The organism is Brevibacterium ammoniilyticum, from assembly GCF_038429965.1.
GTDB classification, from domain to species: domain Bacteria; phylum Actinomycetota; class Actinomycetes; order Actinomycetales; family Brevibacteriaceae; genus Brevibacterium; species Brevibacterium ammoniilyticum.
In genome coordinates this window covers 19250-44053 of the sequence record NZ_BAABNP010000003.1, presented here as the reverse complement: position 1 = coordinate 44053, position 24804 = coordinate 19250, and the positions used below count along the sequence as shown (strand labels likewise).

Sequence of the window (24804 nt, the reverse complement as noted above, 5' to 3'; positions counted from 1 at the left end):
CGGGGTGAATACACGACTGCCCGGAACGCGGACGTTCCGGGCAGTCGTACGATCGTGGCTCAGCGCGAGTAGAACTCGACGACGAGCTGCACGTCGCAGGTGATCGGGACTTCGTCGCGCTTGGGGCGACGGAGCAGGGTGGCCTGCAGGCCCTCGAGGTTGACATCGAGGTATCCCGGAACTGCGGGGAGGACGTCCTTGTGTCCACCGGCGGCGGCGACCTGGAACGGATCCATGTCAGCGCTCTTGGTGTGGACCTGGATCGTCTGGCCTTCCTTGACGCGGAAGGACGGACGGTCGACGCGCTGGCCGTCGACGGTGATGTGGCGGTGGACGACGAACTGGCGCGCCTGGGCGATCGTGCGGGCGAAGCCGGCACGGAGCACGAGGGCGTCGAGACGCATCTCGAGGAGCTCGACGAGGTTCTCACCGGTCAGACCTTCGAGGCGCTTGGCCTCCTTGTAGGTCTTGAGCATCTGGGCTTCGCGGATGCCGTACTGGGCGCGAAGACGCTGCTTCTCCTTGAGGCGGACCGAGTAGTCGCTGTCGTTGCGGCGACGGGCGCGGCCGTGCTCGCCTGGAGGGTAGGGGCGGCGTTCGAAGTACTTCTCAGCCTTCGGGGTCAGCGGCAGGCCGAGGGCGCGCGAGAGGCGGGCCATCCGGCGGTTACGTGCTGGTGCTGGCACTGGGTTACCTTTCTTAAGGTGCGGGTCGTCCCGGCAGGCTTGATGTCCTCGCCCTGGTCGGAACCGTTGTTTCCCCGGTTGGGAAAGAGGGATTGAGCGTCGAGAACCGCTCGCACCGACCGCCTATTCATATGAGGCACAACAGCAGACAATCTTAGCGGATTCCGGGCCTCCCCGGCAATGCCGCGGCCGGGTCGTGACGACTGTCACGCCACTGCGCGCCTCCCCTACTGGCACTCCCCCGAAACTCCAGCGCCCCTCCACCGCCGCCGGCACTCTCGCGCTCCTCCACGCATTTCCACTGTCGTCCAGAAGTCCGAGCGCCCCGGACATGTTCGCAGCGCCTGGACATCTCGCGAACCTGCGCACAGCCGTCCTGACTGTCGCGACCAAGAAGTCCCAGCACCTCGCACATGTCCATTGCGCCTGGACTTCTTGCGTGCACTCCCCCTCTGCGGTCGCCGATCCGACGTTGCCGCACCGTCGCCTGCACCCACTATGATTCCGACCATGCACGAGCCGAAGTGGACACTGCACGGAAAGCGTGAAGCGTACCGCGGTCGTGTCGTGCTCAGCGAACACGAAGTCGGACTGCCGAACGGCGATCGCATCCGCTACGAGGTCGACGAATCAGTGCCTTTCACCGTTGCGGTTCTCGGGATCACCGAGGCGGGAGACTTGCGTCTGGCACGCGAGTACCGCTACCCGGTCGGGCGCTGGATCTTCGATCTTCCCGGAGGCGGCGCCGAGGCGGGTGAGAGCCCGATCGAAGCCGCCGGACGCGAGTACGAAGAGGAAACGGGCTTCATCCCCCTCGATCTCGAGCACCTGTACACGTTCAGCCAGAATCCCGCTCGGCTCGCCTATCCGATCCACCTCTTTGTCGCCCACCGGTTTGCGGTCGGTGAACGCGTCGCCGATGATCCGCCGGAGGACGTGCGTGTGGTCGAGATGCCGGTGGCCGAATTCGATACATTGGTCGGTCGCGGCGAGATCATCGATCCGCCGCTGCTCATCAGCCGGATGATCGCGGCCGAGAAGGGGTTGCTTCCCCGCGTGGGCTGAGTGCTGTCACCGAGGGTCGATGAAGCCGGTTTCGAAGGCGCGGATCACCGCCTGTGTGCGGTCGCGCGCTCCGAGTTTGAGGAGGACGCTGCTGACCTGGGATTTCACGGTCTCGACGGTGACGTGGAGTGCCTCGGCCACCTCTGAGTTGCTTTTGCCCGCGGCGATCTGTGTGAGAACCACCTGTTCCCGTGGGGTGAGGACGCGCTCGATCTCACCTGTGCTTCGCCGAGGCGGCGCCCCGTGTTCGGCGACGACTCGGGCCAACGAATCCGGGAAGACGACGCTGTCGCCTGCCGCGGCGATGGAGATGGCCTCGGCGATCTTCGCGATCGGCCAGCGTTTGAGGAGAAAGCCGCGTGCGCCGACGTGCATGGCGCGGTAGACGTAATCATCTGAATCGAAGGTCGTGAGTACGAGGACGGCACCGGTGAAACTTGGGTCCGCCGCCAGCTCTTCGGTGGCACTGAGTCCATCTCGGCCGGGCATTCTCACATCCATGAGGACGACATCGGGCGCGTGGTGCCGGACAGCGTCGATGCCGGTATCGCCGTTGTCGGCTTCGCCGACGACACGCAGGTACGGAAATTGCGAGAGCGCCCCGACGAGTCCAGAGCGGATGAGCGGTTCGTCATCAACGATGAGGAGGTCGATCATGCTGAGATCTCGACGTGACGGGCCGGAATGCGCACATCGAGGATGAAGTGGTCAGCGATGATCTGGGACGAGGCGGAACCTCCGAGGAGTCGGGCACGAGCCTCGATGCCATGGAGTCCGCGGCCGTCCCGATGATGAACGGCGCCGAACACGGGGTTGGTCGTCAGCACGCGCAGTCCGCGATCATCATCGGTGATCGTCAGGCTGAGTTCACGCGGACTTGCGTACCGCAGCGCGTTGGTCAGCGCTTCCTGAACGATCCGATAGAGCGCTTGCGAGCGGTCGGCGGAGATCTCGAGGTTGAGCGGAACGTCGACGTCGACGAGAAGACCCGCGCTTCTAGCGTCATCGATGAGGTCACCGATGCTGCGCAGATCTCGCGCCTGCTTGAGCGTGCTCGCCTCTCCCGTTCTCAGAACTCGAAGGACATCGTCGAGATCGGCTTGGGCTCTACGGCAGACAAGCAGGATCGTGGAGAGAGCATCGTCTGCGGATCTCGGATCGTCAGCAAGAGCGACGCGTCCCCGCTCCGCTTGCAGGCTCGCGATCGTCAGGGTGTGACCGAGCGAGTCATGGATATCACGTGCGAGATCGTTCTGGGCTTCGAGCCGTTCGCGGTCTGCTTCGCTCTCAGCGAGCTGCTTCTCGAGATTCGGGCCGAGAAGCTGACGGGCGACCATCGGCAGGCAGCAGAGGAAAGTGGTTGCCCAGATCGCGGAGACGAACAGGATCATCGCAAGGATGATCCGGATCTCCGACCACGTGACGATTTCGAGATAGTTCTCGATCGCATCCGACCAACTCAGCGACCATTCCAGGACTCGTTCGGTCCGCCAGGAGAGTTCGCTGATCGCAATGGGAACACTGATGAGGCAGAGCAACGCCGACAAGCCCGCCAACAGGTGCAGCAGGGCGAAGACAGCCGAATTCCTGTACGTCCTCGAACCTGCCTCCCGGTCCACCTCGGTGCCGAGCAGCTTCGACGCAACTAGACGTTCGAACCGGTGGACGCCCGGGACGAGGCAGAGAAGAAAAGCGATCAACGAACCCGAAATGGCCACGAAGACGATCTCCGTGGGCTCGACTGCGCGATAGATCCAGACCAGGATCATCATCATCGGAACCGCGACGAGGACAGCAGGGAGCATGAAGAGCATGCGGGCAAGGATGGGGTGTCTTCTGATCATGCTTCAATCCTCGACAACGTCGACAGCCTGGTCATCCCCTATATGAGCGAAAAGCGGCACGGCAACATCGCATCACACCGGTCGACTCGCAACCTCTCACTCGCCGCGAAGGATCCCGCGGATGTTCGCGAGACGTTCGCTGATGGTCCGCTCGAGGCCGTTGGTGGTCGGCGTGTAGTACTCCTTGCCGCGCAGCACTTCCGGCAGCTGCTCCTGCGGGGCCACACCGTGGGGAAAGTCGTGGGCGTACATGTAGCCCTTCCCGTGTCCGAGCTGCTTCGCTCCCGGATAGTGGGCATCGCGGAGGTGGTTGGGCACCTCACCGACGAGCCCGTTGCGGACATCGGCGATCGCCGCGTCGAGGGCCTTGTAGCTCGCGTTCGACTTCGGTGCCATCGCGAGATAGGTCACCGCCTCGGCGAGCGGGATCCGCCCCTCCGGCATCCCGATGTTCTGCACCGCCGTCGAGGCGGCCACCGCGATCGGCAGTGCCTGCGGGTCGGCCATGCCGATGTCCTCGGCCGCGGAGATGACGACGCGACGGGCGATGAACCGCGGATCCTCGCCCGCGACGATCATCCGCGCAAGATAGTGGAGAGCCGCATCGACATCCGACCCGCGGATCGACTTGATGAACGCGGAGATGACGTCGTAGTGCTGGTCGCCGTTCTTGTCGTAACGGACGACGGCCTCACTGCTCGCCTCGGCAGCGGCCTCTTCCGTGATGAGGATCGGCGCCGTCACGTCGCTTTCGGCTCGATCGTCGTCGGCTGCAATGCCGTCGCTCTCGTCGTCCGCACTGTCAGCATCGTCGTCAACGCCCTCAGCGCCGGCCGCGTCGTCCGCGTCTTCAGCGCCGCCATCCTCAGCGCCTGCCGCCGCTGCGGCTTCGTCGTCCGCACCGTCAGCGTCCTCGCTGGCCTCGCCCGCACTCGACCGAGCCGGCTCCGCCCCCGAACCAGCAGCGCGCGCCGTGTCGCCCTGCGCCGCCGCGATCCCCGCCGCGGCCTCGAGCACCGTGAGCGAACGGCGCGCATCCGCACCGGCGATGCGCACGATGTAGTCCTTCGCGGCCGGATCGAGCTCGAATTGCCCGGCCAGTCCCCGCTCGCTCGTCATCGCCCGGTCGAGGAGTGCGGCGATGTCGTCATCGCCGAGCGGCCGCAGCGTGAGCATGAGGGAGCGCGAGAGCAGCGGCGAGATCACGGAGAACGACGGGTTCTCCGTCGTCGCCGCGACGAGGACGACGAGCCGATTCTCCACGGCCGGCAGCAGAGCGTCCTGCTGCGCCTTCGAGAACCGGTGGATCTCATCGAGGAAGAGCACAGTGGTGCGCCCGTACATCTCCCGTTCGCGCCGCGCATTCTCGATGACCTGACGCACGTCCTTGACGCCGGCGGTGATCGCCGACAGTTCGACGAACCGCCGTCCCGGGGCATGCGAGATGACGTGCGCGAGCGTCGTCTTCCCCACCCCGGGCGGACCCCAGAGGATCACCGAGGAGGCCCCGGCCCGGTCTCCCCCGCTCGCTTCGACGAGCTGGTGGAGCGGAGACCCGGGGAACGTCAGATGATCCTGGCCGACGACCTCGTCGATGGTGCGCGGACGCATCCGCACCGCCAAGGGGTCGAGGGCTCGACCGCCCCCGGACGCACCCGTCCCCGGACCGGGGAGTTCCCGGTCCGGGTCGGAGAAGAGGTCAGGACCGTCGGTCATCGCGACATCAGTCGTCGCTCTCGGCGTCGGGATCGAAGTCGACGCCCGCCTCGGCGCGCTGAGCCTCCGTGATGGGGGCCGGTGCCTGGGTGAGCGGATCGTAGCCGCCGCCGGACTTCGGGAATGCGATGACCTCGCGGATCGAGTCGACCCCGGCGAGCAGGGACACGATGCGGTCCCAGCCGAAGGCGATGCCGCCGTGCGGGGGCGCACCGAACTTGAAGGCCTCGAGGAGGAAGCCGAACTTCTCCTCTGCCTCCGCCTCGTCGATGCCCATGATCTCGAACACGCGCTCCTGGACGGCGCGCTGGTGGATGCGGATCGAGCCGCCGCCGATCTCGTTGCCGTTGCACACGATGTCGTAGGCATACGCCAGGGCCGCACCCGGATCGGATTCGAGCGTCTCGAGGTACTCGGGCTTGGGGGCAGTGAACGCGTGGTGGACGGCCGTCCACTGGCCTTCGCCCACGGCGACGTCGCCGGCGGCCTGCGCGGCCGCAGCGGATTCGAAGAGCGGTGCGTCGACGACCCACACGAACGCCCAGTCGCCGTCCTTGATCAGTCCCACACGCTCGGCGATCTCACGACGGGCGGCACCGAGGAGGGCGCGGGAGGAGCCTGCGTCACCGGCGGCGAAGAAGATCGCATCGCCCGGGTTCGCTCCGGCCGCCTCGACGAGTCCGGCCTTCTCCGTCTCCGAGATGTTCTTGGCCACGGGACCGGTGAGCGTGCCGTCCTCGGCGACGAGGACGTAGGCCAGGCCCTTGGCCCCGCGCTGCTTCGCCCAGTCCTGCCACGCGTCGAGCTGGCGTCGGGGCAGCGATCCGCCGCCGGGGTAGACGACCGAGCCGACGTAGTCGGACTGGAAGACCCGGAACGGGGTCTCGGCGAAGAACTCCGTGAGGTTGGTCAGTTCGAGGCCGAAGCGCAGGTCCGGCTTGTCCGAACCGTAGCGCTCCATCGCCTCGTGGTAGGTGATGTGCGGGATCGGCGTGGAGATGTCGTAGCCGATGAGCTTCCACAGGGAGACGAGGATCTCCTCGGCCAGGGCGATGATGTCGGCCTGTTCGACGAATGACGCCTCGATGTCGAGCTGGGTGAATTCGGGCTGACGGTCGGCCCGGAAGTCCTCGTCGCGGTAGCAGCGGGCGATCTGGTAGTAGCGTTCCATGCCGGCGACCTGGAGAAGCTGCTTGAACAGCTGCGGCGACTGCGGCAGGGCGTACCAGGAGCCGGGCTGGAGGCGTGCGGGGACGAGGAAGTCGCGGGCGCCCTCGGGCGTCGACTTCGTCAGGGTCGGCGTCTCGATCTCGACGAAGCCGTGGTCGTCGAGGACGGTGCGGGCGGCCTTGTTCACCGCCGATCGCAGGCGCATCGCATGCGCGGGACCCGAACGGCGCAGGTCGAGGTAGCGGTAGCGCAGGCGCGTCTCCTCGCCGACGATTCCGGCGTCCTCCGCATGGTCGGAGACCTGGAAGGGCAGCGGGGCCGCCTCGGCGAGGATTTCCACGGTGGTGTCGACGATCTCGATCTCACCGGTCGGCAGGTTCTCGTTCTGGTTGCCCTCGGGCCGCAGGGAGACGGTGCCGGTGACCTTGACGACGGTTTCGTTGCGCAGCGCGTGCGCGTCGTCCTCACGGACGACGACCTGGACGATTCCCGAAGCATCCCGCAGATCGATGAAGGCGACACCTCCGTGATCGCGGCGACGGTCGACCCACCCGGCGAGGGTGACGGTCTCTCCTGCGTTCGCGGCACGCAGGCTTCCGGATTCGTGGCTTCGCAGCACTGATGGGCTCCTTTACGATGGTCATGCGGGGAGTGCGTGACCCATGATAGTCGCTTGCACGGACATTCCCGCACGCACAGGCGCACGGAGAGGACGCATGGAGACGCAGCCCACGGAGACCGATCCGACCCCCACCTCGGCGCAGGTCGAGGTCGCGGCGGAGACGTTCCGCATGCTCTCCCAGGCGACCCGGCTGCGGGTCGTGTGGACGCTCGTCCACCAGGAGCTCGACGTGTCCTCCCTCGCCGAGGCGATCGGGGCGACCGTGCCCGCCGTGAGTCAGCATCTGGCCAAGCTCCGGCTCGCCGGTCTCATCTCCTCCCGCCGGGACGGGCGGAGGATCTTCTACACCGTCGATGACCCGCACGTCGTCTCGATGGTCAGGGAGATGTTCGATCACATCGCCCCCGACGGATCGCTCGCTCCCGACCCGCTGTGACCCCGCCGAGGCGGTCGTGCCTGAGCTCCCGGTGAGCTCGGCTCCCGGTCAGCTCAGGTCGCGGCCGCCCCTCAGCTCCCCGTGACCTCCGGCCACCGGTCACCGGGCGCCGGTTCCCAGGTCTGCGGGTCGGCCGGGGTCTGCTCACCCGAGCGGATGTCCTTGACCTCGTGGCCGGACTCGCCGTCGGTGAACCACACGTACGGGATCCCCCGGCGTTCGGCGAAGCGGATCTGGCGGCCGAACTTCGCCGCGGACGGAGACACCTCGCAGGGGATGTCGTGGGCGCGCAGGGCTGCGGCCACGGCGTCGGCCTCACCGCGGCGGTCCTCGTCGGTGACTGCGACGACGACGGCCGACGGGGTGCCGCGGGTGGCGGAGATGCCGCTGTCCTCGCCGAGAACGAAGGCCATGAGCCGGGAGACGCCGATCGACATGCCCACACCCGGGTAGGTCTTCTTGCCCACGGTCGCCAGCGAATCGTAGCGGCCGCCCGAGGCCACGGAACCGAGCCCTTCGTAGCCGACGAGCTGCGTCTCGTAGACGGCTCCCGTGTAGTAGTCGAGGCCGCGGGCGATCTTGAGCTGGGCGACGAGCACGCCGGGGGCCCGTTCGGCGGCGGCCGTGAGCATCGTCGTCAATGAGGTCAGGCCCTCCTCGAGGAGCGGGTGCTCGACGCCGAGGGCACGGACCTCCTCGGCGAAGTCGGGGGAATCCGATTCGATCGCGGCCAGGGCGAGGCAGAGCTCCTGCTGGCGCTCATCGGCACCGGCTTCGGACGCCAGCAGCCGCCCGACCTCCTCGGGGCCGATCTTGTCGTACTTGTCGAGGCAGCGCAGCACCGCGGGGATGTCGGTGAGTCCGATGCCGCGGGCGAAGCCCTCGAGCAGCCGACGGTCGTTGACGACGATCCTGATCGGCGGCACACCGAGCGGGGCGAGCCGGGAGAAGGCGTCGGCGATCGTCAGCGGGATCTCGACTTCGAAATGGCCGGGCAGCTCGGTGTCGCCGATGATGTCGACGTCGGCCTGGATGAACTCACGGTACCGACCGGCCTGGGGCCGCTCCCCCCGCCACACCGGCTGGATCCGGGCGGCCCGGAACGGGAAGCTCAGCTCGTTCGCGTTCTCCGTGACGAAACGCGCGAGCGGGACGGTGAGGTCGAAGTGGAGGCCGAGCGGGTTGCGTTCGGGACCCTCGGCGTGGAGGCGGGAGACGGCGAAGATCTCCTTGTCGATCTCCCCGTCTTTGGCCAGCTGGCTCAGGGGTTCGACGGCGCGGTGGTGCAGGGCGGAGAAGCCGTGCAGGGCGAAGGTGTGGCCGAGGATGTCGATGATGCGCTTCTCGATCACTGCTTCGGCCGGGAGCCGTTCCGGGAATCCGGACAGACGGGCTGACTTCGCCATGGTTCTCCTTGCTCAGGGACCGTGCGGTCCTGTGGTTCTGGTGTCTCTGTGGTTCTGGTGTCTCAGTGCTGACTGCGGTCAGAGGAACGGGTTCGTGCGCAGTTCGTGGCCGACCCGGGATCCGGGGCCGTGTCCAGGATAGATGGGAACGTCGGGCAGGCCGGCGAAGGACCGCAGCGTGGCGGCCATCGCCTCGGCGTCGCCGCCGGGCAGGTCGATGCGTCCGATGGCCCCGGCGAAGACGACGTCGCCGGTGAAGACGACCTCCTCGCCGTCGGCGCTCACCCGCAGCAGGGTCGAGCCCTCCGTGTGGCCGGGGGCGGCGACCGCGGTGACGGTGAGCCCGGCGACGGTGACGACGCTGCCGTCGTCCAAGGGAACCACCTCGGCGGGGGCCTGCCAATCGGTGAGCAGGGGCGCGATCATCTGCGCGAACTGCGGTCCCAGGGTCTCCCCCGGCTTCTCGACCCGGTAATGGTCTCCGCCGCCGAGGTGGACGGGGACGTCCCAGCGGGCGAGCAGTCCCGGCAGGCCGAGGATGTGATCGGGGTGGCCGTGGGTGAGGAAGATCGCCTGCGGGTCCAGCCCCTCCTCGGCGAGGAGCTGGACCAGGTCGGGGGCGGCGTCGTAGCCGGCGTCGACGAGGATGCAGTCGCTGCGGCCCTCGGCGCGCACGACATAGCAGTTGACGTCGAGGAATTCGGCACGGGTGGTGAAGACATCCATGGCCGAAGTCTATCCAGAGGCGACCTGATGGTTATGCTGGGATGACGCAATGATCGAGTGATCGGCGAGACCGCCGGTTCGACCGATGAAGAAACAGGTGAGAGACATGTCGACCCCGACCCCCAAGCCGACTCCCCGCCCCTCCTCGGTGCCGCGCCCACAGGCGGCCCAGCCGGTGAGCGGGACCACCGTCGACCACGACGCCGAGGTGGCGCGCGCGGTCACGCACGGTCGCGCGGATGAGGCCGGGACGGTGTACGTCATCACCGCGGACGGCGAACGCGAGGTCGGCCAGTACCCGGACGCGAGCGGCGAGGAAGCCGTCGAGTACTTCGCGAAGAAGTACGTCGAACTCCTCGAACACGCCGCTCACCTGCGCAATCGCCTGTCCGCCGGGGCTCCGGGCCGTGAGGTGACGACGGCGGCGACGGCGCTGCGCGAGTCCCTGGCCGAGGCGAACGTCGTCGGTGACCTCAAGGGGCTCGCCGCCACCCTCGACACCCTGCTCTCGGATGCGAAGGCGACCGAGTCGAAGCAGGCCGCGCGCGCCGAGGCGGCCAAGCTCGAGGCCGCGCAGAAGCGCGAGGAGATCGTCGTCGAAGCCGAGACCCTGGCCGGGAAGGATCCCGAGAAGATCCAGTGGAAGGTCTCCGGTGCCCGTCTGCGTGAGCTCTTCGCGGCGTGGAAGGACATGCAGCGCAGCGGTCCGCGTCTGCCGCGGGCCGTCGACCAGGAGCTGTGGGGCCGGTTCTCGCAGGCGCGGAACACCTTCGAACGCAAGCGCAAGGACTTCTTCGCCGAACTCGACAAGCACAACTCCGAGGGCAAGCGGATCAAGGAGAAGATCGTCGCCGAGGCGGAGTCCCTGTCCTCCTCGACCGACTTCCGCACGGTGTCCCAGAAGTACAAGGACCTCATGACCCAGTGGAAACGCGCACCCCGTGCCTCCCGGAAGGACGACGACGCCCTCTGGGCGCGCTTCCGCGCCGCCCAGGACGTGTTCTTCGCAGCCCGGGATGCGGAGAACGCGGCCCTCGACGAGGAGTACAAGGGCAACCTCGAGGTCAAGGAAGCGCTCCTGACCAAGGCGCAGGCGCTGCTGCCGATCACCGACCCGACGGCGGCGAAGCGCGAGCTGCGCGCCATCCAGGACGAGTGGGAGGACGCGGGGAAGGTGCCCCGGGCCGACGTCTCGCGGATGGAGAACGGCCTGCGTGAGGTCGAACGCGCTCTCGCCGACGCCGAGGATGCGGCATGGAAGCGCAGCAACCCGGAGACGAAGGCCCGCACCTCGGGGGCGCTCAGCCAGCTTGACGAGTCGATCGCCGAACTCGAGGCCGCCCTCGAGGCGGCGAAGGCCGGTGGGGACGAGAAGTCCGTCGCCGAGGCGCAGGCCGCCCTCGACGCCCGTCGGGCCTGGCGCGATCAGCTCGCACAGACCGCGGCCGAACTCGACTGACAGGCATCCACAGGGCGCTGCACGCGAGTTCCGGTTTGTCCACAGGCCGCGATCCGGGTCTTGCTCCCCGGCGGTGAGAGGACGATAGTGTCCTCATGGAGGACATCTTCCGCGTCAGCGACTACGGCTACGAGCACCTCACCGAGCTCACCCTCGACGGGCTGCTCACACCGCTGACGGAGACGACGTGGGTGCGCTCGGGTTCCGTGCTCGATGCCGAGGATCGCATCCTCGCCTTAGCCGCGCAGATCCCCGCGAGGCTCGTCGTCTCGCATGCGACGGCCTGGTGGGTCCATCTCGGTCTCGGTCGGGCGCCGAGTCCGCTGACGCTGACCACGCACCCGCGCAGGCGCGTGCTCGAACAGAACGGGCTGATCGTCCATGAGCTCAATCTCGCCCGCAGCGAGTGGGAGACGATCGCCGGGGTGCCCGTGACGACGCCGATGCGCACGCTCTACGATCTGCTCCTGCCCCATGTCCGCTCCCCCGAGGCCGGTTCGCAGCGCGCGGTCGCCGAGCTCATCGACGAGGTCCCGCGAACCGAGCGCATCCGGTTCGGGCTCTACCTCGACAGTGTCGCGCGCAGGCCGTTCACCGCGCAGATGCGTGAGGTCGTCGAACGGTTCGCGCGCACCCGCCCCGCGGTTCCTGCGGTGCGCGAGTCTCAGCCGCCGGAGATGCGGTAGACGTCGAAGACGCCTTCGACCTTGCGCACCGCGGAGAGCACGGTGTCGAGGTGGCTGGCATCGGACATCTCGAAGACGAACTTCGACTGAGCGACGCGGGCCTTCGAGGTGGCCACGGAGGCGGAGAGGATGTTGACGTGCGTGTCCGTGAGGACCTTCGTGATGTCGGAGAGCAGTCCGGAGCGATCGAGGGCTTCGACCTGGATCTGGACGAGGTAGACCCCGCTCGTCTTCTCCCCCCACGAGACCTCGACCATGCGCTCGGGTTCGCGTTCGAGGGAGACGACGTTGGGACAGTCGACGCGGTGGACGGAGACGCCGGAGCCGCGGGTGACGAAGCCGACGATCTCGTCGCCGGGCACCGGGGTGCAGCAGCGGGCGAGTTTGACGAGCACGTCGTCGACGCCCTTGACGACGACGCCGCCGGACGAGGAATGGTGTCCTGAGGACTGCCCGGTGCGGTTGCGCGGGGCCGGTGGGAGGACGGTGACCTCGTCGTCGTCGCCGACCTCCTTGGCGAGCAGGTCGACGACGTGGGCGGCCGAGGTCACCCCGTTGCCGATCGCCGCGTAGAGGGCGGTGACGTCGGGCAGGCGCAGCTCGGTCGAGACGACCTGCAGGGCTTCCTGGCTCATCAGGGCGTTCGCGGACAGGGAATGTCGGCGCATCGCGCGGGCGAGCTGCTCGCGCCCGTTCTCGATCGCCTCTTCTCGGCGCTCCTTGGAGAACCACTGGCGGATCTTCGACCGGGCGCGGGGGCTCTTGACGAAGCCGAGCCAGTCGCGGCTGGGTCCAGCGTTCTCGTCCTTCGAGGTGAAGACCTCGACGGAGTCGCCGTTCTTCAGTTCGGTGTCGAGGGCGACGAGGCGGCCGTTGACGCGCGCCCCCATCGTCTTGTGTCCCACCTCGGTGTGGACGGCGTAGGCGAAGTCGACCGGTGTCGCACCCGAGGGCAGGCTCATGACGTCGCCCTTGGGGGTGAAGACGTAGACCTCCTTCGAGTTGACCTCGTAGCGGAGGCTGTCGAGGAACTCGTCGGGGTCGGAGACCTCGCGCTGCCAGTCGAGGAGCTGACGCAGCCAGGCCGCGTCGTCGACGCCGCCGTCGTCGGAGACCTTGACGGAGCGGGCGGTGTTCGAGGTGATCGCCTTCGACGGGTTGCCGCGGTCTTTGTACTTCCAGTGCGCGGCGACGCCGAATTCGGCGCGCCGGTCCATCTCGTGGGTGCGGATCTGGATCTCCACGGGTTTCCCGCCGGGGCCGATGACCGTGGTGTGCAGGCTCTGGTACATGTTGTACTTCGGCATCGCGATGTAGTCCTTGAACCGGCCGGGGACCGGGTTCCAGCGGGCATGGACGATGCCGAGGGTGGCGTAGCATTCGCGGACGGTCTCGACGAGCACGCGGACGCCGACGAGGTCGTAGATGTCGGCGAACTCATGGCCGCGGACGACCATCTTCTGGTAGATCGAGTAGTAGTGCTTGGGTCGACCGGTGATGGCGGCTTCGATCCCGGAGTCGACGAGTTCGGACTGGAGTTCGGTCGAGACCGTGGAGAGGTACTTCTCGCGTTCGGGGGCGCGATCGGCGACGAGGCGGACGACCTCGTCGTAGACCTTGGGGTGGAGGACCTGGAAGGAGAGGTCCTCGAGCTCCCATTTGATCGTGTTCATGCCCAGCCGGTGGGCGAGCGGGGCGTAGATCTCCAGCGTCTCGCGGGCCTTCTTCGTGCTCGAGGCGGCCGGGACGAACTTCCAGGTGCGGGCGTTGTGGAGACGGTCGGCGAGTTTGATGACGAGGACGCGGATGTCCTTGGCCATCGCGACGATCATCTTCCGCACGGTCTCCGACTGGGCGGCCTGACCGTAGGTGAGCTTGTCGAGCTTCGTCACCCCGTCGACCATCGCGGCGACTTCGGGGCCGAAGGACTCGGTGAGCTCCTCGAGCGAGTAGTCGGTGTCCTCGACGGTGTCGTGGAGGAGGGCGGCGGCCAGGGTGACCGGCAGCATGCCGATCTCGGCGAGGATCGTCGCGACCGCCACCGGGTGGGTGATGTAGGGGTCCCCGGACTTGCGGGTCTGACCGCGGTGGGCCTCCTCGGCGACAGTGTAGGCACGGACCACGAGGTCGATGTCGGCCTTCGGGTGGCTCGACTGCAGGGCGCGGATCATCGGACCGAGCACCCGCGGGTAGTCGGCGTTGTTCTGCGCCCTGGCAGCCCACCAGGCCAGCCGGGAGATGCCGCGCGGTCGGCGCGATTCAGCTGATGACGCCATCACATCCCCTCTCTGCTCGGACCCGCGCCCACCCGAGGATCAGACTCCCACCTCGGCGAGGAAGCGGACTCAGATCTCGGCGTGGATCACGGGCGGAACGTCCTCTGATCCGTTCCGTAAACGCAATTCTCGCACGGCTTGTTCCTGTTCCTTCACCGCGGGTTCGTTCGACCGCAGCAGCGCGTAGAGCGGGCTGGCGACGAAGAGCGTCGAGGCGGCGGCGACGATCGTGCCGATGAACAGCGACAGGGAGATGTCGACGAGGGTGCCGGCGCCGAGGAGGAACACGCCGATGAAGAGGATCGAGGCGATCGGCAGGACCGAGACGACGGAGGTGTTGATCGAGCGGACCGTCGTCTGGTTGACGCCGAGGTTGACGAGTTCGGAGAACTTCAGGCGCCGGTTGTCCTGGTAGCGCGCCGTGTTCTCTCTGATCTTGTCGAAGACGACGACCGTGTCGTAGAGCGAGAAGCTTAAGACGGTGAGGAAGCCGATGATCGCTTCGGGGGTGACCTCGAAGCCGGTGGCCGAGTAGATGCCCATCGTGATGATCATGACGACGAAGAGGCCGATGATCGCCGCGAGTGACATCTTCCATGTGCGGAAGTACAGGGCCATGACGATCATGGCGATGGCGACGAAGATGACGAGGGCGCGGATCATCTTCGAGGTCACGTCCGCACCCCACTGGGGTCCGACGAACGTCGAGGTGACGTCCTCGGCGTTGACCGAGTAACCGGTGGCCAGCGCGTCGCGGACCTCCTGCATCTGGGCGTCGCTGAGCTGGTTCGTCTCGATCTTCACACCGGTCTCGCCGGTGGGGGTCAGTCGCGGTTCGGAGTTCGGGACGACGTCGTTGACGATGCTCTCGCCCTTGGCCGCCGAGGTGTCGGTGACGTTGTCGACCTGGAACTGGGAGCCGCCGCGGAAGGCGATGCCGAAGTTGAAGCCGGCGACGAGCGGGACGAGGAGGGAGAGGAGGACGAGGACGCCGGCGATGCCGAGCCACAGCTTCGCCTTGCCGACGAACGGGATCGACGACTCGCCGTTGTGGAGGCGGTTGCCCCATGCGAAGAACCGTTTCACTTCTCGGCTCCCTTCTCGTCGTCGTTGCCTTGTGCGGCGCGCTTGGCGGCCGCCTTCCGTTCGGCGATGGTGCCGCCGCTCGGGGCCGTCGCGCTGGAGTTGCCGCCTCTGCCACCGCGACGGCGGCGGGAGGTCTTCGCGTCCTTCGCCGAGGTGGTCGCGTCCTTCGCCGAGGTTGTCGTGTCCTCGGGCGCGTCCGTCGAGTCATCGTCGACCACGGTCTCGGTCGATTCGGTGACAGTCACGCTGTCGTCGGTCTCGGTGACCTCGGTCTCGGTGATGAGGCTGTCGGTCGCCGAGTCCTCGGTGGTCGCGTCCGTGTCGGTCGTCGAGTCGGCCGTCCGGACCTTCGTCGTCGTGCCTCCCGCCTCGGCGCGCGCGTTCTTGGCGGCCTTGGCGCGGCGGCTGGCGATCGTCTCCGTGTCAGCACTGTCCATACCCGCCTTGCGGGCGCGGGCCTTCTCACGGCGTTTCGCCTCGGGCGACTTCGCGGAGTCGTCGAGGTCGATGTTGAGGGCACCGCGGTAGGCGGCGGGTTTGACGCCGAGCAGGCGCGGGTCCATGCCCGACATCGGGTGGCCCTGGCCGAAGAACTTCGTTCTCGCGAGCACTTCGAGCATCGGGTGGGTGAAGAGGAAGACGACGATGATGTCGACGATCACCGTCAGCCCCAGGGTGAACGCGAATCCGCGCACCGAGCCGACGGCGAGGATGTAGAGGATCACCGCGGCGAGCATGTTGACCGACTTCGACGCCCAGATCGTGCGCTTGGCGCGGTCCCAGCCGACTTCGACGGCGGAGAGGAGGTTGCGGCCGCTGCGCAGCTCGTCTCGCACGCGTTCGAAGTAGACGATGAAGGAGTCGGCGGCCATGCCGATGCCGATGATGATGCCGGCGACACCGGCCAGGGAGAGCCGGTAGCCGTATCTCCACGAGGCGATGAGCAGCAGCAGATAGGTGAGGACACCGGCGACGACGAGGCTCGAGACCGTGATGAGGCCGAGCACGCGGTACTGCAGGAGCGAGTACACGACGACGAGGAGGAGGCCGACGAGGCCGGTGAGCAGGCCGATGTTGAGGTAGTTGGCGCCGAGCGTCGGGGAGATCTGCTCTTCGCTCTGGACCTGGAAGCTGATCGGCAGTGAGCCGTTCTTCAGCTGGTTGGCCAGGGTCTGAGCCTCATCCATGGTGAAGTTGCCGGAGATCTCGGCACGGCCGTCGGTGATGACGGCGTTCGAGGTCGGGGCGGAGAGGACGAGACCGTCGAGCGAGATCGCGAACTGGTTGTACGGCTGCTGGAGTCCGGTGATCGCCGAGGTGATCTGCTTGAAGATCTCGCGACCGGTGTCGTCGAACTCGAGGTTGACGGCCGGCTGGTTGGTCTGGACGCCGTTGGCGCCGGCGGCGTAGCCGAAGCTCGCGTCGTCGAGGTGGTCGCCGGAGAGTTCGACCGGTCCGAGCACGTACTTGGCCGAGCCGTCCTGGGCGCAGGAGACGACGGGCTTGTCAGCCGGCTGCTGCACACCGCCGGTGCGGTTCTTCGGGTCGGTGCAGTCGAGTTCGGTGTACTGCTTGACGATGTCCTCGGTCTGCCATTCCGCGGCGTCCTTCTCAGGATCGAACAGCGGACGCGGAGTCGAGTCGGTGACCTTCTGGTCCTGGCCGCCTTCGGCCGGGGTCGAGGGTGCGCTGGTCGCTTCACCGGTGCCTGCCGGTCCGGGGACGTTGCCCCCGGCGTTCGGATCCGCGTTGTCGGCAGCGCCGGCATTGTCGGCAGTGCCCGCGGCACCGGGGTTGACGACGGCACCGCCGCCTGCCGGGGACTCCTGGTTTCCGCCGGTGAGGTCTTCGAGGCGCTTCTTCTCCTCGTCGGTCAGACCCTGGTCACCGCCGCCGCTGTCCTGGTTGGACTGCTGCTGGTTGATCTGCTCCTGGGAACGGGGGTCGCCGACGAGGGCGACGCGGCGGAACACGAGCTGAGCGGACGAGCGGACGAGGTTGCGGGTCTCCTCGTCCGGGTTGCCGGGCAGGTTGACGACGATGTTGCGGTCACCCTGCGTCGTGATCTCGGCTTCGGAGACACCGGTCGAGTCGACGCGCTGGCGGATGATCGCCACCGCCTGATCGAGCTGTTCCTTGCTGATGGTCGTGTCCTCGGACACCTGGGGTTCCAGGATGATCGAGGTGCCGCCTTCGAGGTCGAGGGCGAGCTTCGGTGTGGTCGTCGCATCGGACCAGATCACTCCCCCGGCGAGGACGCCGGCGAGGACGAGGGTGATGATCGTCAACCACAGGAACCGCAGACCTGGTCGCGGCTTTTCTTCGATGTCGGACACGCTTCAGCTTTCGATCGGGTTGCGGGGCGTCAGTTCTTCTTGTCGTCGGAGTCCGGCGCATCCGTGCCGGGCTTCGACGACTCGTCCTCTGTCGCCGAGTCGTTCTTCGCAGCGTCTGCGCCGTCGACGGTCGCAGCGTCGTCCTTCTTCGCCTCGGCGGCCTTCGCCTCAGCGGTGTTGGCGTCGGCGTCGGCCTTCGCGATCGCCTCGATGTCGTCGGCGGGCGCGGTCTCGTCGGCCTTCGCCTCGGCGGTCTCGTCGAGGTCGCCGTTCTCGGCGCGCTTGCGTTCGTTCATGGCGTCGAGTTCGGCGTCGGTGATGGCCGGGGTCTCGGCGTCGTCGGCGGCGGGTGCCACATCGGCAGGGGTCTCGGGGTTCTCGATCTGACCGATGGCCTGGCGGTGGACGCGCAGGATGGTGCCGGGACCGGATTCGATGGTGACCTGGTTGTCGGCCTCATCGATGGAGAGCACGGTGCCGAAGACGCCGAACGTCGTCATGACCTTGGCACCGGGGACCAGACCGGACTTGATCTGCTCCATGCGCGCCTTCTGCTTGCGGCGGGAGTTGAACAGGAAGAAGATGAGCAGCGCCGCAAGTGCGAGCGGAAGGAGCATTTCCAAGGAATTCTGCCTTTCATAAGGACGGACCAGTGCACTAGCTTAGTTCGAACTCCGCACTCAAGGCGAACTCATCGGACCGGATCAGAACTCATAGTTTGCTGGGACGTGCAGTCCCAGGTGCTTCCACGCCGCCGAGGTGGCGACCCGGCCGCGGGGTGTGCGGCTGATGAGTCCTTCGCGCACGAGGTAGGGTTCGGAGACCGTTTCGACGGTGTCGGCTTCCTCTCCGACGGAGACGGAGAGGGTGCCGAGTCCGACGGGTCCTCCCCCGAAGCGGCGGCACAGGACGTCGAGGACCGAGCGGTCGAGGCGGTCGAGGCCGAGGGCGTCGACTTCGTAGACGGTCAGCGCGCTCAGCGCTGCGGCTTCGTCGATGATGCCGGTGCCGCGGACCTGCGCCCAGTCGCGGACTCGGCGCAGCAGGCGATTGGCGATGCGGGGTGTGCCGCGGGAGCGGGTGGAGATCTCCTGCAGGCCGCGGTTCTCGGCGTCGATGCCGAGCATGCGCGCCGAGCGGGTGAGCACGGTGAGCAGGTCGGCGCTGGAGTAGAAGTCGAGGTGGCCGGTGAAGCCGAAGCGGTCGCGCAGCGGGGCGGGCAGCAGGCCCGAGCGGGTGGTGGCGCCGACGAGGGTGAAGGGAGGGAGGTCGAGCGGGATGGCGGTGGCTCCGGGACCTTTGCCGACGATGACGTCGACGCGGAAGTCCTCCATCGCGACGTAGAGCATCTCCTCGGCGGCACGGGCCATGCGGTGGATCTCGTCGATGAAGAGGACTTCGCCCTCTTCGAGGGAGGAGAGGATCGCGGCGAGGTCGCCTGCGTGCTGGACCGCCGGGCCCGAGGTGACGCGCAGGCTCGCCTGCATCTCGTGCGCGATGATCATCGCCAGGGTCGTCTTGCCCAGTCCGGGAGGGCCGGAGAGCAGGACATGGTCGGGGGTCCTGCTGCGGGCCTTGGCTGCGTCGAGGACGAGGGAGAGCTGCTCGCGGACCTGCGGTTGGCCGATGAAGTCGTGGAGTCCTTTGGGGCGCAGCGCGGCTTCCGCATCGCGTTCGGCGGCTTCGGCTGTCCCCGAGACGAGGCGGTCATGTTCGGCACCGGTGAGCCGCTGGTCGCCGAAGTCCATCTCATAGGACTCGGCCCGCCGGTCGAATGCCTCTGGCTCTCGACCGAATGCCCCGGAATCCCGGCCGAATGACTCTGGCTCTCGACCGAATGCCTCAGTACCGCGTGAGGACGGTGTCGGACCGGTCATTTCCGCGCACCCAGGACCTTGAGGGAGGCTTTGAGCAGCGCCGAGGTGCCGGCGTCGGCACCGAGGTCGCTGACGACCTCTTGGACCACCTCGGCGGCTTGGGGTTCCTTCCAGCCGAGGCCGACGAGGGCGTCGACGACCTGCTGGTTGGACCCGCCGAAGGACAGGGCGGGGCCGGGGGCAGCGGCGGCGAACTTCGGGAGTTTGTTCTCGAGTTCGAGGATGATGCGCGAGGCGCCCTTCTTCCCGATGCCGGGCACCCGGGTGAGCGCGGTGGCGTCCTGTCCGGCGATGGCCGCGGCGAGTTCGTCGGGTCCCATGACGGAGAGGATGGCCATGGCGAGGCGCGGGCCGATCCCGGAGATCGTGAGGAGGACTTCGAAGGTGTGGTTCTCGTCCTCGGTGCCGAATCCGAAGAGCGTCATCGAGTCCTCGCGGACGACGAGGGTGGTGACGAGCTCGATGTCGGCGCCGTGGCGGGTCCCGGCGAGCGTGTCCGGTGTCACGTGCACTTTTCGTCCGACTCCGTAGGTGAGGACGACGAGGTGGTCAGCTGCGATGCGATGAACCGTACCGCTGAGGAAACTGATCACGGACAGCCTTTCGGGTGGGAACACTTGTACGAATCCAGACTAACAGGAACGTACCGTTGGTCCTGGCCGACATGCCCGGAGCGTCACTCGCGCCACCGCACAGCAGTCTGAGCAACCGCCTGCGAACCGCGCCAGCTGCTCCGGGCCGCGACGCAATGGCCAGCGCACTGCCATTCCAGCGTGGCGCACTCACGTTCGGTCCCCCGAATCGTCGTCTCCACGGCAGTCGCTGTATCCGGGCGGGTCACTCACTTCACCCGGACCGCAGTCTCCAGGCGAGCCCTCGTGGTCACCCCATTCGGCATCCGTCCATGGCGGATCCGGATCACGGGCTGGACCACCCGTGTCGAGTCGGCCGTCGATCATCGCACTTGTCCCTTGGCGATCGATTCCGGGCCCGCTTGCCTCATCCGGTCCTACCGTAGGCGCATTTGTTCCCTTCGGGCCGTCCTGGGCCGCACTTGTCCCCCGCTGGCTCACCCCGGCCGCACTTGTCCCCCGCTGGCTCACCCCGGCCGCACTTGTCCCCCGCTGGCTCACCCCGGCCGCACTTGTCCCCGCGACTTCGTCGAAGAGCGATTCGGCTGCTTCGCGGGCGATGAATCGGGCGTGGAGAATGGGTCGGCGTTCGACGTCGATCGACGCGGGCGGGATCCATGCCGGTCGACCGTCGAAGAGCATGTAGGCATACCAGTCCGATTTGTCGATGAGATGGTGGTGCAGACCGCAGGCCAGGGTGAGGTTGTTGATGTCGGTCTTCCCACCGTTGGACCACGGAACGATGTGGTGAGCATCGCACCAGCCGGGCGGCGTCTCACATCCGGGGAAGGTGCATCCCTGATCGCGGGCGGCGAGTACGGCGAGCTGCTTCGGTGTCGCGTACCGCTGTTCGGTGGCCAGGCTCAGAGATTTCGCTTTGTCGCTCATGAGGTGGAAGAACACCGAGCCGTTGAGTCCCTCATCGACAGCGAGGTCGACGGGGAATTCCGCTTCGTCTCCGGTCTCTGCGCGCCCCTTCTTCTCCGCAAGGTTCTCCGCGGTCGCCGTGACGACCAGCGCGAAAGGTGCTCCTCGTCCGACCCGGCCCATTTCGATCCGGGAGAGAAGAGTGGCGAAGCGTTCGTACATGAGGTTCTTCACCGAACCCTGGGCATCAGCGGTGTCGACGAACGAGCCGTCCTCGCGGACTCCCCACCCACGGTTCTGTGGAACTGAGACATCGGCGGAACCTTCAGCGTTCGGCGCCGCGTCGGTCTGGCTGGGGTCAGTGGGGAAAGCATCAGCCGGGATGCGGGCGTCGGAGATGTCTCCCGAGAGCACACTGCCGAAGAGGTCGATGATCTCCTGCTCGTCCGCGGCTCGGCCGTCAGTCGGCACCGTGGCCGGGCAGGTATCCGGAGGTGCATCCTGCTCGTCAGGTGGCACCTCACCCTGTCCGGCCCCCTGTACCGCGCCCGAGCTGTCATCCGCTGCGGAGTCGAGGCTGCCGGTCGCAGACGAACCGTCGGGCGAGGCTGCGTGATCGCCGGCAGTCGATTCGCGATCACCTGATGCGGGATCGTCAGCCTTGATCCGCGAGGTCAGCCAACCCTGGAGGATCCCTCCGGAGATCGGGTCGAGGAGACCGGAGAGGTCCCAGTCGCCGTCACGGCGCTGCCGGACGTTGACCCGATAGTGCGACCGATCGTGAGAGTCCTTGGGTTCCTCCCCGTCCGGGTCGAGACGGTCGAGCATGTCCGCGAAGATCCGCCTGATGTCGGAGACGCGCACGGTGGGGGCACGCGCCACGAGCTTCTGCTCGACCTTGGTCCGCATGTCAGAGCCGAGCCAGAACGGCAGATCCTTCAGGCATTCGGTGATGGTCGTCGCCTGACTGGACGAGAGTCTGCCGGACTGCAGCCCTTCGGCCACGAGCGGATACTTCGGCGGCCGGGACTGGCCCGTGATGTCGACTCTGTTGCCGAGATTCTTCGCAAGTTCCGTCCGACGGTGGGCCTCGCTGCCACTGAGCTTGAGTTTGTCCTGCACGAGCGCCTTGGTCGACTTCGCCCCATAGTCCTTCGGGGTGCCGGTGCGTTCGAATACCGAGAGCGTCACCGCCGAGAGCAGATCGACGATGCGACTGAGCGCTTCGAGCCCCTGCATCACCGTGACCGCCTCATCGGGCCCCATAGGACGGCGGAAGTCCTGGAGCTGGGCGGCCAGTTCGGTCAGTGAGCCGAGACTCTCGGTCACTTCGGGAACTGTGGCCGAGAGGTCGGCCCACTGCTCGTTGCTGAGCATGGGATGCGGGGAGTCGGGAATCGAGGTGTCGCGGTGTTCGTCTGCGGCCGCCTGGAAGGGACTGGCGATATCGCTCACACACGGGCGCTCGGCGTCGGCTGTGCCGCTTCCGGTGACGCTCACCGCACCCCCAGCGGCGCCCATAGCGGGATCGCCGGCACCGTCTTCTCCACCGCTGGCATCGTCGCACGAGTCACAGGTATTGTCGCCTCCGCCGCTGCCCTTCGACCCGAGACGCTTCGACGTCGACTTCGAACCGGACTCGGGCCGCGAGCCGGACATCGACCCTGTAGCGGGCTTGGACTTCGAATCGGACGCCGGCCGCGAATCGCGGGTCGAAAGTGAATCCGTGTTCGATCGTGAATCAGCAGTCGATTCCCGGTCCGTCTTCGGATCCGGTTCGTCGAGTCTGCCGAAGTCCCGCGGAGTCACCGGCGCGATGTCGCCGAGGCGTTCGGCGAGCTGATGCCCGCTGAGATCCATCCCTGCAGCCTCGAGCTGCTCGAACAGCGACTGCGGTTGAGAAGGGTTCCGACTCCCCCGCCCGGTCCCGCGAGAGTTGTCTCGACGACGGGGACCCTGCTGTCCCTTTCCGCCCGCACCCGACCCATTGCCCGGGGAGCCTTCGCCCCGGGGATTCGGTGTGCGATCCGGTGTCAGTGTCATGGTCTCGATGTTCTGTCCGTCAACGCCTTCGTTGTGCGGTTAGTCACATCCTACGCCCATCACCATCTCACGTCTATAGTTTCGTTCGATTTTTCCAAGGTTTTTTAGACGCTGTTCGACGTGATTCCAATTCACTGCGATACGCACGTTTGACCAGGGACAATGCGCGGAAGCACCGTGGCTTTGATGGCGCCGACGGCGGGTTCAGCACGCTCCCGCGACGGTGGACGTGTTTGTGACAGCGCGCGTAAGCGCGCCCGCACTGCGAGCGCACGACGATCAGAGCACAGATCCAGGGAACAGCGCCGACTCTGGCGGTGCGTCCCGGGTCAGGTCAGACGGACACATCGGTGAGCAGAGAAACTCAGCAGTCGGTTGCTATCAGCCCGCCGCGCTCCCGTTCACTTCGCGTCGCGCAGGGCCCTCGCCCACTGCTCCTGGGCCTTGGTCAGCCCGCTCCCCTGCCGTCCGCTGCCTTTGCGTTCGGTGAGGTCCTTGTTCGCCCCTGGCGTCGACTGGGCGCTCAGCGCTCCGCGCCAAGAGTGGCAGATCGCGATCGCCAGCGCATCGGCGGCGTCGGCGGGTTTGGGCGGGGCGTCGAGTCCGAGGATGCGGGTGACCATGTTCGTCACCTGTTTCTTATCGGCGCGGCCGGATCCGGTGATCGCGGCCTTGACCTCGGACGGGGTGTGCATGGCCACGGGGATCCCACGGCGCGCGGCCAGGCCCATGGTCAGTCCCGAAACCTGGGCGGTGCCCATGATCGTCGAGACGTCGTTGCGGGCGAACACCCGCTCGATGGCCACCACATCGGGACGGTGCTCATCGAGCCAGGTGTCGAACGCCTCGGCGAGGCTCCCCAGCCTCAGGTCCACGGAATCCGCGGACGGGGTGCGGACGACGTCGACGGCCACCATGGCGACCTTGCGGGCCGGCAGGGTCGCGATGACGCCGAGCCCGCACCGGGTGAGGCCGGGGTCCACGCCGAGGATGCGCATCAGGCGTCGAGTTCTGCGAGAACCTCGTCGCTGACGTCGGCGTTCGAGTAGACGTTCTGCACTTCGTCGCTGTCTTCGAGAGCGTCGATGAGCTTGAACACCTTCGTGGCGGTCGCCGCGTCGAGGCTGACCTTGAGTCCGGGCACGAACGACGCCTCGGCGGAGTCATAGTCGATGCCCGCGTCGACGAGCGCGGTGCGCACGGCCACGAGGTCGGTCGCCTCGGAGATGACCTCGAAGGTCTCCCCTTCGTCGTTGACCTCTTCGGCGCCGGCTTCGAGCGTCGCTTCGACGATGGCGTCCTCATCGGTGCCCTCGGCGGGGACGACGATGACGCCCTTGCGGTTGAAGTTGTACGACACCGAACCGGGGTCGGCCATCGATCCGCCGTTGCGGGTCACGGCCACACGCACCTCGGAGGCCGCGCGGTTGCGGTTGTCGGTGAGGCACTCGATGAGCAGCGCCACGCCGCCGGCCGCGTAGCCTTCGTACATGATCGTCTCGTAGTTGACGGCCTCGCCGTCGAGTCCGCCGCCGCGCTTGACCGCACGATTGATGTTGTCGGCGGGCACGGAGTTCTTCTTCGCCTTCTGGATCGCGTCGAAGAGGGTCGGGTTGCCATCGGGATCAGGTCCACCGTTGCGTGCGGCAACCTCGATGTTCTTGATCAGCTTGGCGAACAGCTTGCCGCGCTTGGCATCGATGGCAGCTTTCTTGTGCTTAGTCGTTGCCCATTTGGAATGACCTGACACTGGTGTTCCTTCCTCTAGATACAGCCCTACGATTCTATACGCTCGATCCCACGCACCCTGCAAGCGCGCCGAACCGCGGGACCCGGAATGATTCCGATCCCGCCGAGGTGGCCGTCAGTCG

General features: G+C 67.1%; 20 protein-coding genes. 4 read left to right on the top strand and 16 right to left on the bottom strand.

The window, feature by feature from the left end; translation table 11 throughout:
* Window positions 1–59 precede the first annotated feature (59 nt).
* Window positions 60–659 carry a 30S ribosomal protein S4 gene (gene rpsD, locus AAHA49_RS04005; RefSeq protein WP_339392895.1) on the bottom strand — a complete coding sequence of 200 codons (600 nt, stop codon included), beginning with the start codon at window positions 657–659 and terminating at the stop codon, window positions 60–62.
* A gap of 537 nt (window positions 660–1196) precedes the next feature.
* Between rpsD and AAHA49_RS04000 the strand changes: the two genes are divergently transcribed.
* Window positions 1197–1751 carry an NUDIX hydrolase gene (locus tag AAHA49_RS04000; RefSeq protein WP_342037281.1) on the top strand — a complete coding sequence of 185 codons (555 nt, stop codon included), beginning with the start codon at window positions 1197–1199 and terminating at the stop codon, window positions 1749–1751.
* A 6-nt stretch (window positions 1752–1757) separates the two neighbouring features.
* Here AAHA49_RS04000 and AAHA49_RS03995 read toward each other — a convergent pair whose 3' ends face one another.
* The 4 genes from AAHA49_RS03995 to aspS form a co-directional block, all read right to left on the bottom strand.
* Complete coding sequence (locus tag AAHA49_RS03995; RefSeq protein ID WP_342037280.1) at window positions 1758–2408, bottom strand: response regulator transcription factor; 651 nt, start codon at window positions 2406–2408, stop codon at window positions 1758–1760.
* Window positions 2405–3595 (bottom strand): sensor histidine kinase, encoded by a 1191-nt coding sequence (locus AAHA49_RS03990; protein ID WP_342037279.1) that lies wholly within the window; start codon window positions 3593–3595, stop codon window positions 2405–2407. The genes AAHA49_RS03995 and AAHA49_RS03990 overlap by 4 nt, the downstream gene beginning before the upstream one ends.
* Before the next feature lie 96 nt (window positions 3596–3691).
* Window positions 3692–5311 carry a replication-associated recombination protein A gene (locus tag AAHA49_RS03985; RefSeq protein ID WP_342037278.1) on the bottom strand — a complete coding sequence of 540 codons (1620 nt, stop codon included), beginning with the start codon at window positions 5309–5311 and terminating at the stop codon, window positions 3692–3694.
* Window positions 5312–5318: 7 nt separating this feature from the next.
* The gene (aspS, locus tag AAHA49_RS03980; RefSeq protein WP_342037277.1) at window positions 5319–7100 is read right to left on the bottom strand and encodes an aspartate--tRNA ligase; all 1782 of its coding nucleotides are present in this window, start codon (window positions 7098–7100) and stop codon (window positions 5319–5321) included.
* 97 nt (window positions 7101–7197) lie between these two features.
* Here aspS and AAHA49_RS03975 point away from each other — a divergent pair, with 97 nt between their 5' ends.
* On the top strand, window positions 7198–7539 hold the full coding sequence (locus AAHA49_RS03975) for an ArsR/SmtB family transcription factor (protein ID WP_339392756.1): 342 nt from the start codon (window positions 7198–7200) through the stop codon (window positions 7537–7539).
* Window positions 7540–7610: 71 nt separating this feature from the next.
* Here AAHA49_RS03975 and hisS read toward each other — a convergent pair whose 3' ends face one another.
* Both hisS and AAHA49_RS03965 read right to left on the bottom strand, forming a co-directional pair.
* Window positions 7611–8945: a histidine--tRNA ligase gene (gene hisS, locus AAHA49_RS03970; protein ID WP_342037276.1), complete on the bottom strand. Its 1335-nt coding sequence runs from the start codon at window positions 8943–8945 to the stop codon at window positions 7611–7613.
* A 78-nt stretch (window positions 8946–9023) separates the two neighbouring features.
* A complete protein-coding gene (locus tag AAHA49_RS03965; RefSeq protein WP_342037275.1) occupies window positions 9024–9671 on the bottom strand; it encodes an MBL fold metallo-hydrolase in 648 nt (215 codons plus the stop codon).
* Window positions 9672–9777: 106 nt separating this feature from the next.
* Between AAHA49_RS03965 and AAHA49_RS03960 the strand changes: the two genes are divergently transcribed.
* Entirely contained in the window at window positions 9778–11130 is a 1353-nt protein-coding gene (locus tag AAHA49_RS03960; protein WP_339392759.1) for a DUF349 domain-containing protein, read from the top strand.
* Window positions 11131–11225: 95 nt separating this feature from the next.
* Window positions 11226–11816, top strand: coding sequence for a hypothetical protein (locus AAHA49_RS03955; RefSeq protein ID WP_342037274.1), 591 nt, complete (start codon window positions 11226–11228; stop codon window positions 11814–11816).
* On the opposite strand, the gene AAHA49_RS03950 is transcribed toward AAHA49_RS03955, so the two are convergent.
* The 9 genes from AAHA49_RS03950 to AAHA49_RS03910 all read right to left on the bottom strand — a co-directional run bounded on the left by AAHA49_RS03950 (window position 11795) and on the right by AAHA49_RS03910 (window position 24683).
* Window positions 11795–14092 (bottom strand): RelA/SpoT family protein, encoded by a 2298-nt coding sequence (locus AAHA49_RS03950; protein WP_342037273.1) that lies wholly within the window; start codon window positions 14090–14092, stop codon window positions 11795–11797. The two genes, AAHA49_RS03955 and AAHA49_RS03950, sit on opposite strands and share 22 nt — an antisense overlap.
* A 69-nt stretch (window positions 14093–14161) precedes the next feature.
* Window positions 14162–15178 (bottom strand): protein translocase subunit SecF, encoded by a 1017-nt coding sequence (gene secF, locus AAHA49_RS03945; RefSeq protein WP_339392762.1) that lies wholly within the window; start codon window positions 15176–15178, stop codon window positions 14162–14164.
* Window positions 15175–17514, bottom strand: coding sequence for a protein translocase subunit SecD (gene secD, locus AAHA49_RS03940; RefSeq protein WP_342037272.1), 2340 nt, complete (start codon window positions 17512–17514; stop codon window positions 15175–15177). The genes secF and secD overlap by 4 nt, the downstream gene beginning before the upstream one ends.
* 29 nt (window positions 17515–17543) lie before the next feature.
* Entirely contained in the window at window positions 17544–18131 is a 588-nt protein-coding gene (yajC, locus tag AAHA49_RS03935) for a preprotein translocase subunit YajC (protein WP_339392764.1), read from the bottom strand.
* 87 nt (window positions 18132–18218) lie between these two features.
* Entirely contained in the window at window positions 18219–19262 is a 1044-nt protein-coding gene (ruvB, locus tag AAHA49_RS03930) for a Holliday junction branch migration DNA helicase RuvB (protein WP_339392765.1), read from the bottom strand.
* Between the two features lie 125 nt (window positions 19263–19387).
* Window positions 19388–19984 (bottom strand): Holliday junction branch migration protein RuvA, encoded by a 597-nt coding sequence (gene ruvA / locus AAHA49_RS03925; protein WP_342037271.1) that lies wholly within the window; start codon window positions 19982–19984, stop codon window positions 19388–19390.
* A 189-nt stretch (window positions 19985–20173) separates the two neighbouring features.
* Complete coding sequence (locus tag AAHA49_RS03920) at window positions 20174–22750, bottom strand: DUF222 domain-containing protein (RefSeq protein WP_342037270.1); 2577 nt, start codon at window positions 22748–22750, stop codon at window positions 20174–20176.
* A 584-nt stretch (window positions 22751–23334) separates the two neighbouring features.
* Window positions 23335–23931 carry a crossover junction endodeoxyribonuclease RuvC gene (gene ruvC / locus AAHA49_RS03915; protein WP_339392768.1) on the bottom strand — a complete coding sequence of 199 codons (597 nt, stop codon included), beginning with the start codon at window positions 23929–23931 and terminating at the stop codon, window positions 23335–23337.
* Entirely contained in the window at window positions 23931–24683 is a 753-nt protein-coding gene (locus tag AAHA49_RS03910) for a YebC/PmpR family DNA-binding transcriptional regulator (RefSeq protein ID WP_198498907.1), read from the bottom strand. The genes ruvC and AAHA49_RS03910 overlap by 1 nt, the downstream gene beginning before the upstream one ends.
* Between the last annotated feature and the right edge of the window lie 121 nt (window positions 24684–24804).

Excerpts from the sequence above, each read along its gene's own strand:
- yajC (WP_339392764.1), bottom strand. The coding sequence starts at position 18,131 with ATGCTCCTTCCGCTCGCACTTGCGGCGCTGCTCATCTTCTTCCTGTTC.
- AAHA49_RS03990 (WP_342037279.1), bottom strand. The coding sequence starts at position 3,595 with ATGATCAGAAGACACCCCATCCTTGCCCGCATGCTCTTCATGCTCCCT.
- AAHA49_RS03965 (WP_342037275.1), bottom strand. The coding sequence starts at position 9,671 with ATGGATGTCTTCACCACCCGTGCCGAATTCCTCGACGTCAACTGCTAT.
- AAHA49_RS03955 (WP_342037274.1), top strand. The coding sequence starts at position 11,226 with ATGGAGGACATCTTCCGCGTCAGCGACTACGGCTACGAGCACCTCACC.
- AAHA49_RS03920 (WP_342037270.1), bottom strand. The coding sequence starts at position 22,750 with ATGGATCTCAGCGGGCATCAGCTCGCCGAACGCCTCGGCGACATCGCG.
- hisS (WP_342037276.1), bottom strand. The coding sequence starts at position 8,945 with ATGGCGAAGTCAGCCCGTCTGTCCGGATTCCCGGAACGGCTCCCGGCC.
- AAHA49_RS03985 (WP_342037278.1), bottom strand. The coding sequence starts at position 5,311 with ATGACCGACGGTCCTGACCTCTTCTCCGACCCGGACCGGGAACTCCCC.
- rpsD (WP_339392895.1), bottom strand. The coding sequence starts at position 659 with ATGGCCCGCCTCTCGCGCGCCCTCGGCCTGCCGCTGACCCCGAAGGCT.
- AAHA49_RS03975 (WP_339392756.1), top strand. The coding sequence starts at position 7,198 with ATGGAGACGCAGCCCACGGAGACCGATCCGACCCCCACCTCGGCGCAG.
- AAHA49_RS04000 (WP_342037281.1), top strand. The coding sequence starts at position 1,197 with ATGCACGAGCCGAAGTGGACACTGCACGGAAAGCGTGAAGCGTACCGC.
- AAHA49_RS03995 (WP_342037280.1), bottom strand. The coding sequence starts at position 2,408 with ATGATCGACCTCCTCATCGTTGATGACGAACCGCTCATCCGCTCTGGA.
- ruvC (WP_339392768.1), bottom strand. The coding sequence starts at position 23,931 with ATGCGCATCCTCGGCGTGGACCCCGGCCTCACCCGGTGCGGGCTCGGC.
- ruvB (WP_339392765.1), bottom strand. The coding sequence starts at position 19,262 with ATGGACTTCGGCGACCAGCGGCTCACCGGTGCCGAACATGACCGCCTC.
- AAHA49_RS03960 (WP_339392759.1), top strand. The coding sequence starts at position 9,778 with ATGTCGACCCCGACCCCCAAGCCGACTCCCCGCCCCTCCTCGGTGCCG.
- AAHA49_RS03950 (WP_342037273.1), bottom strand. The coding sequence starts at position 14,092 with ATGGCGTCATCAGCTGAATCGCGCCGACCGCGCGGCATCTCCCGGCTG.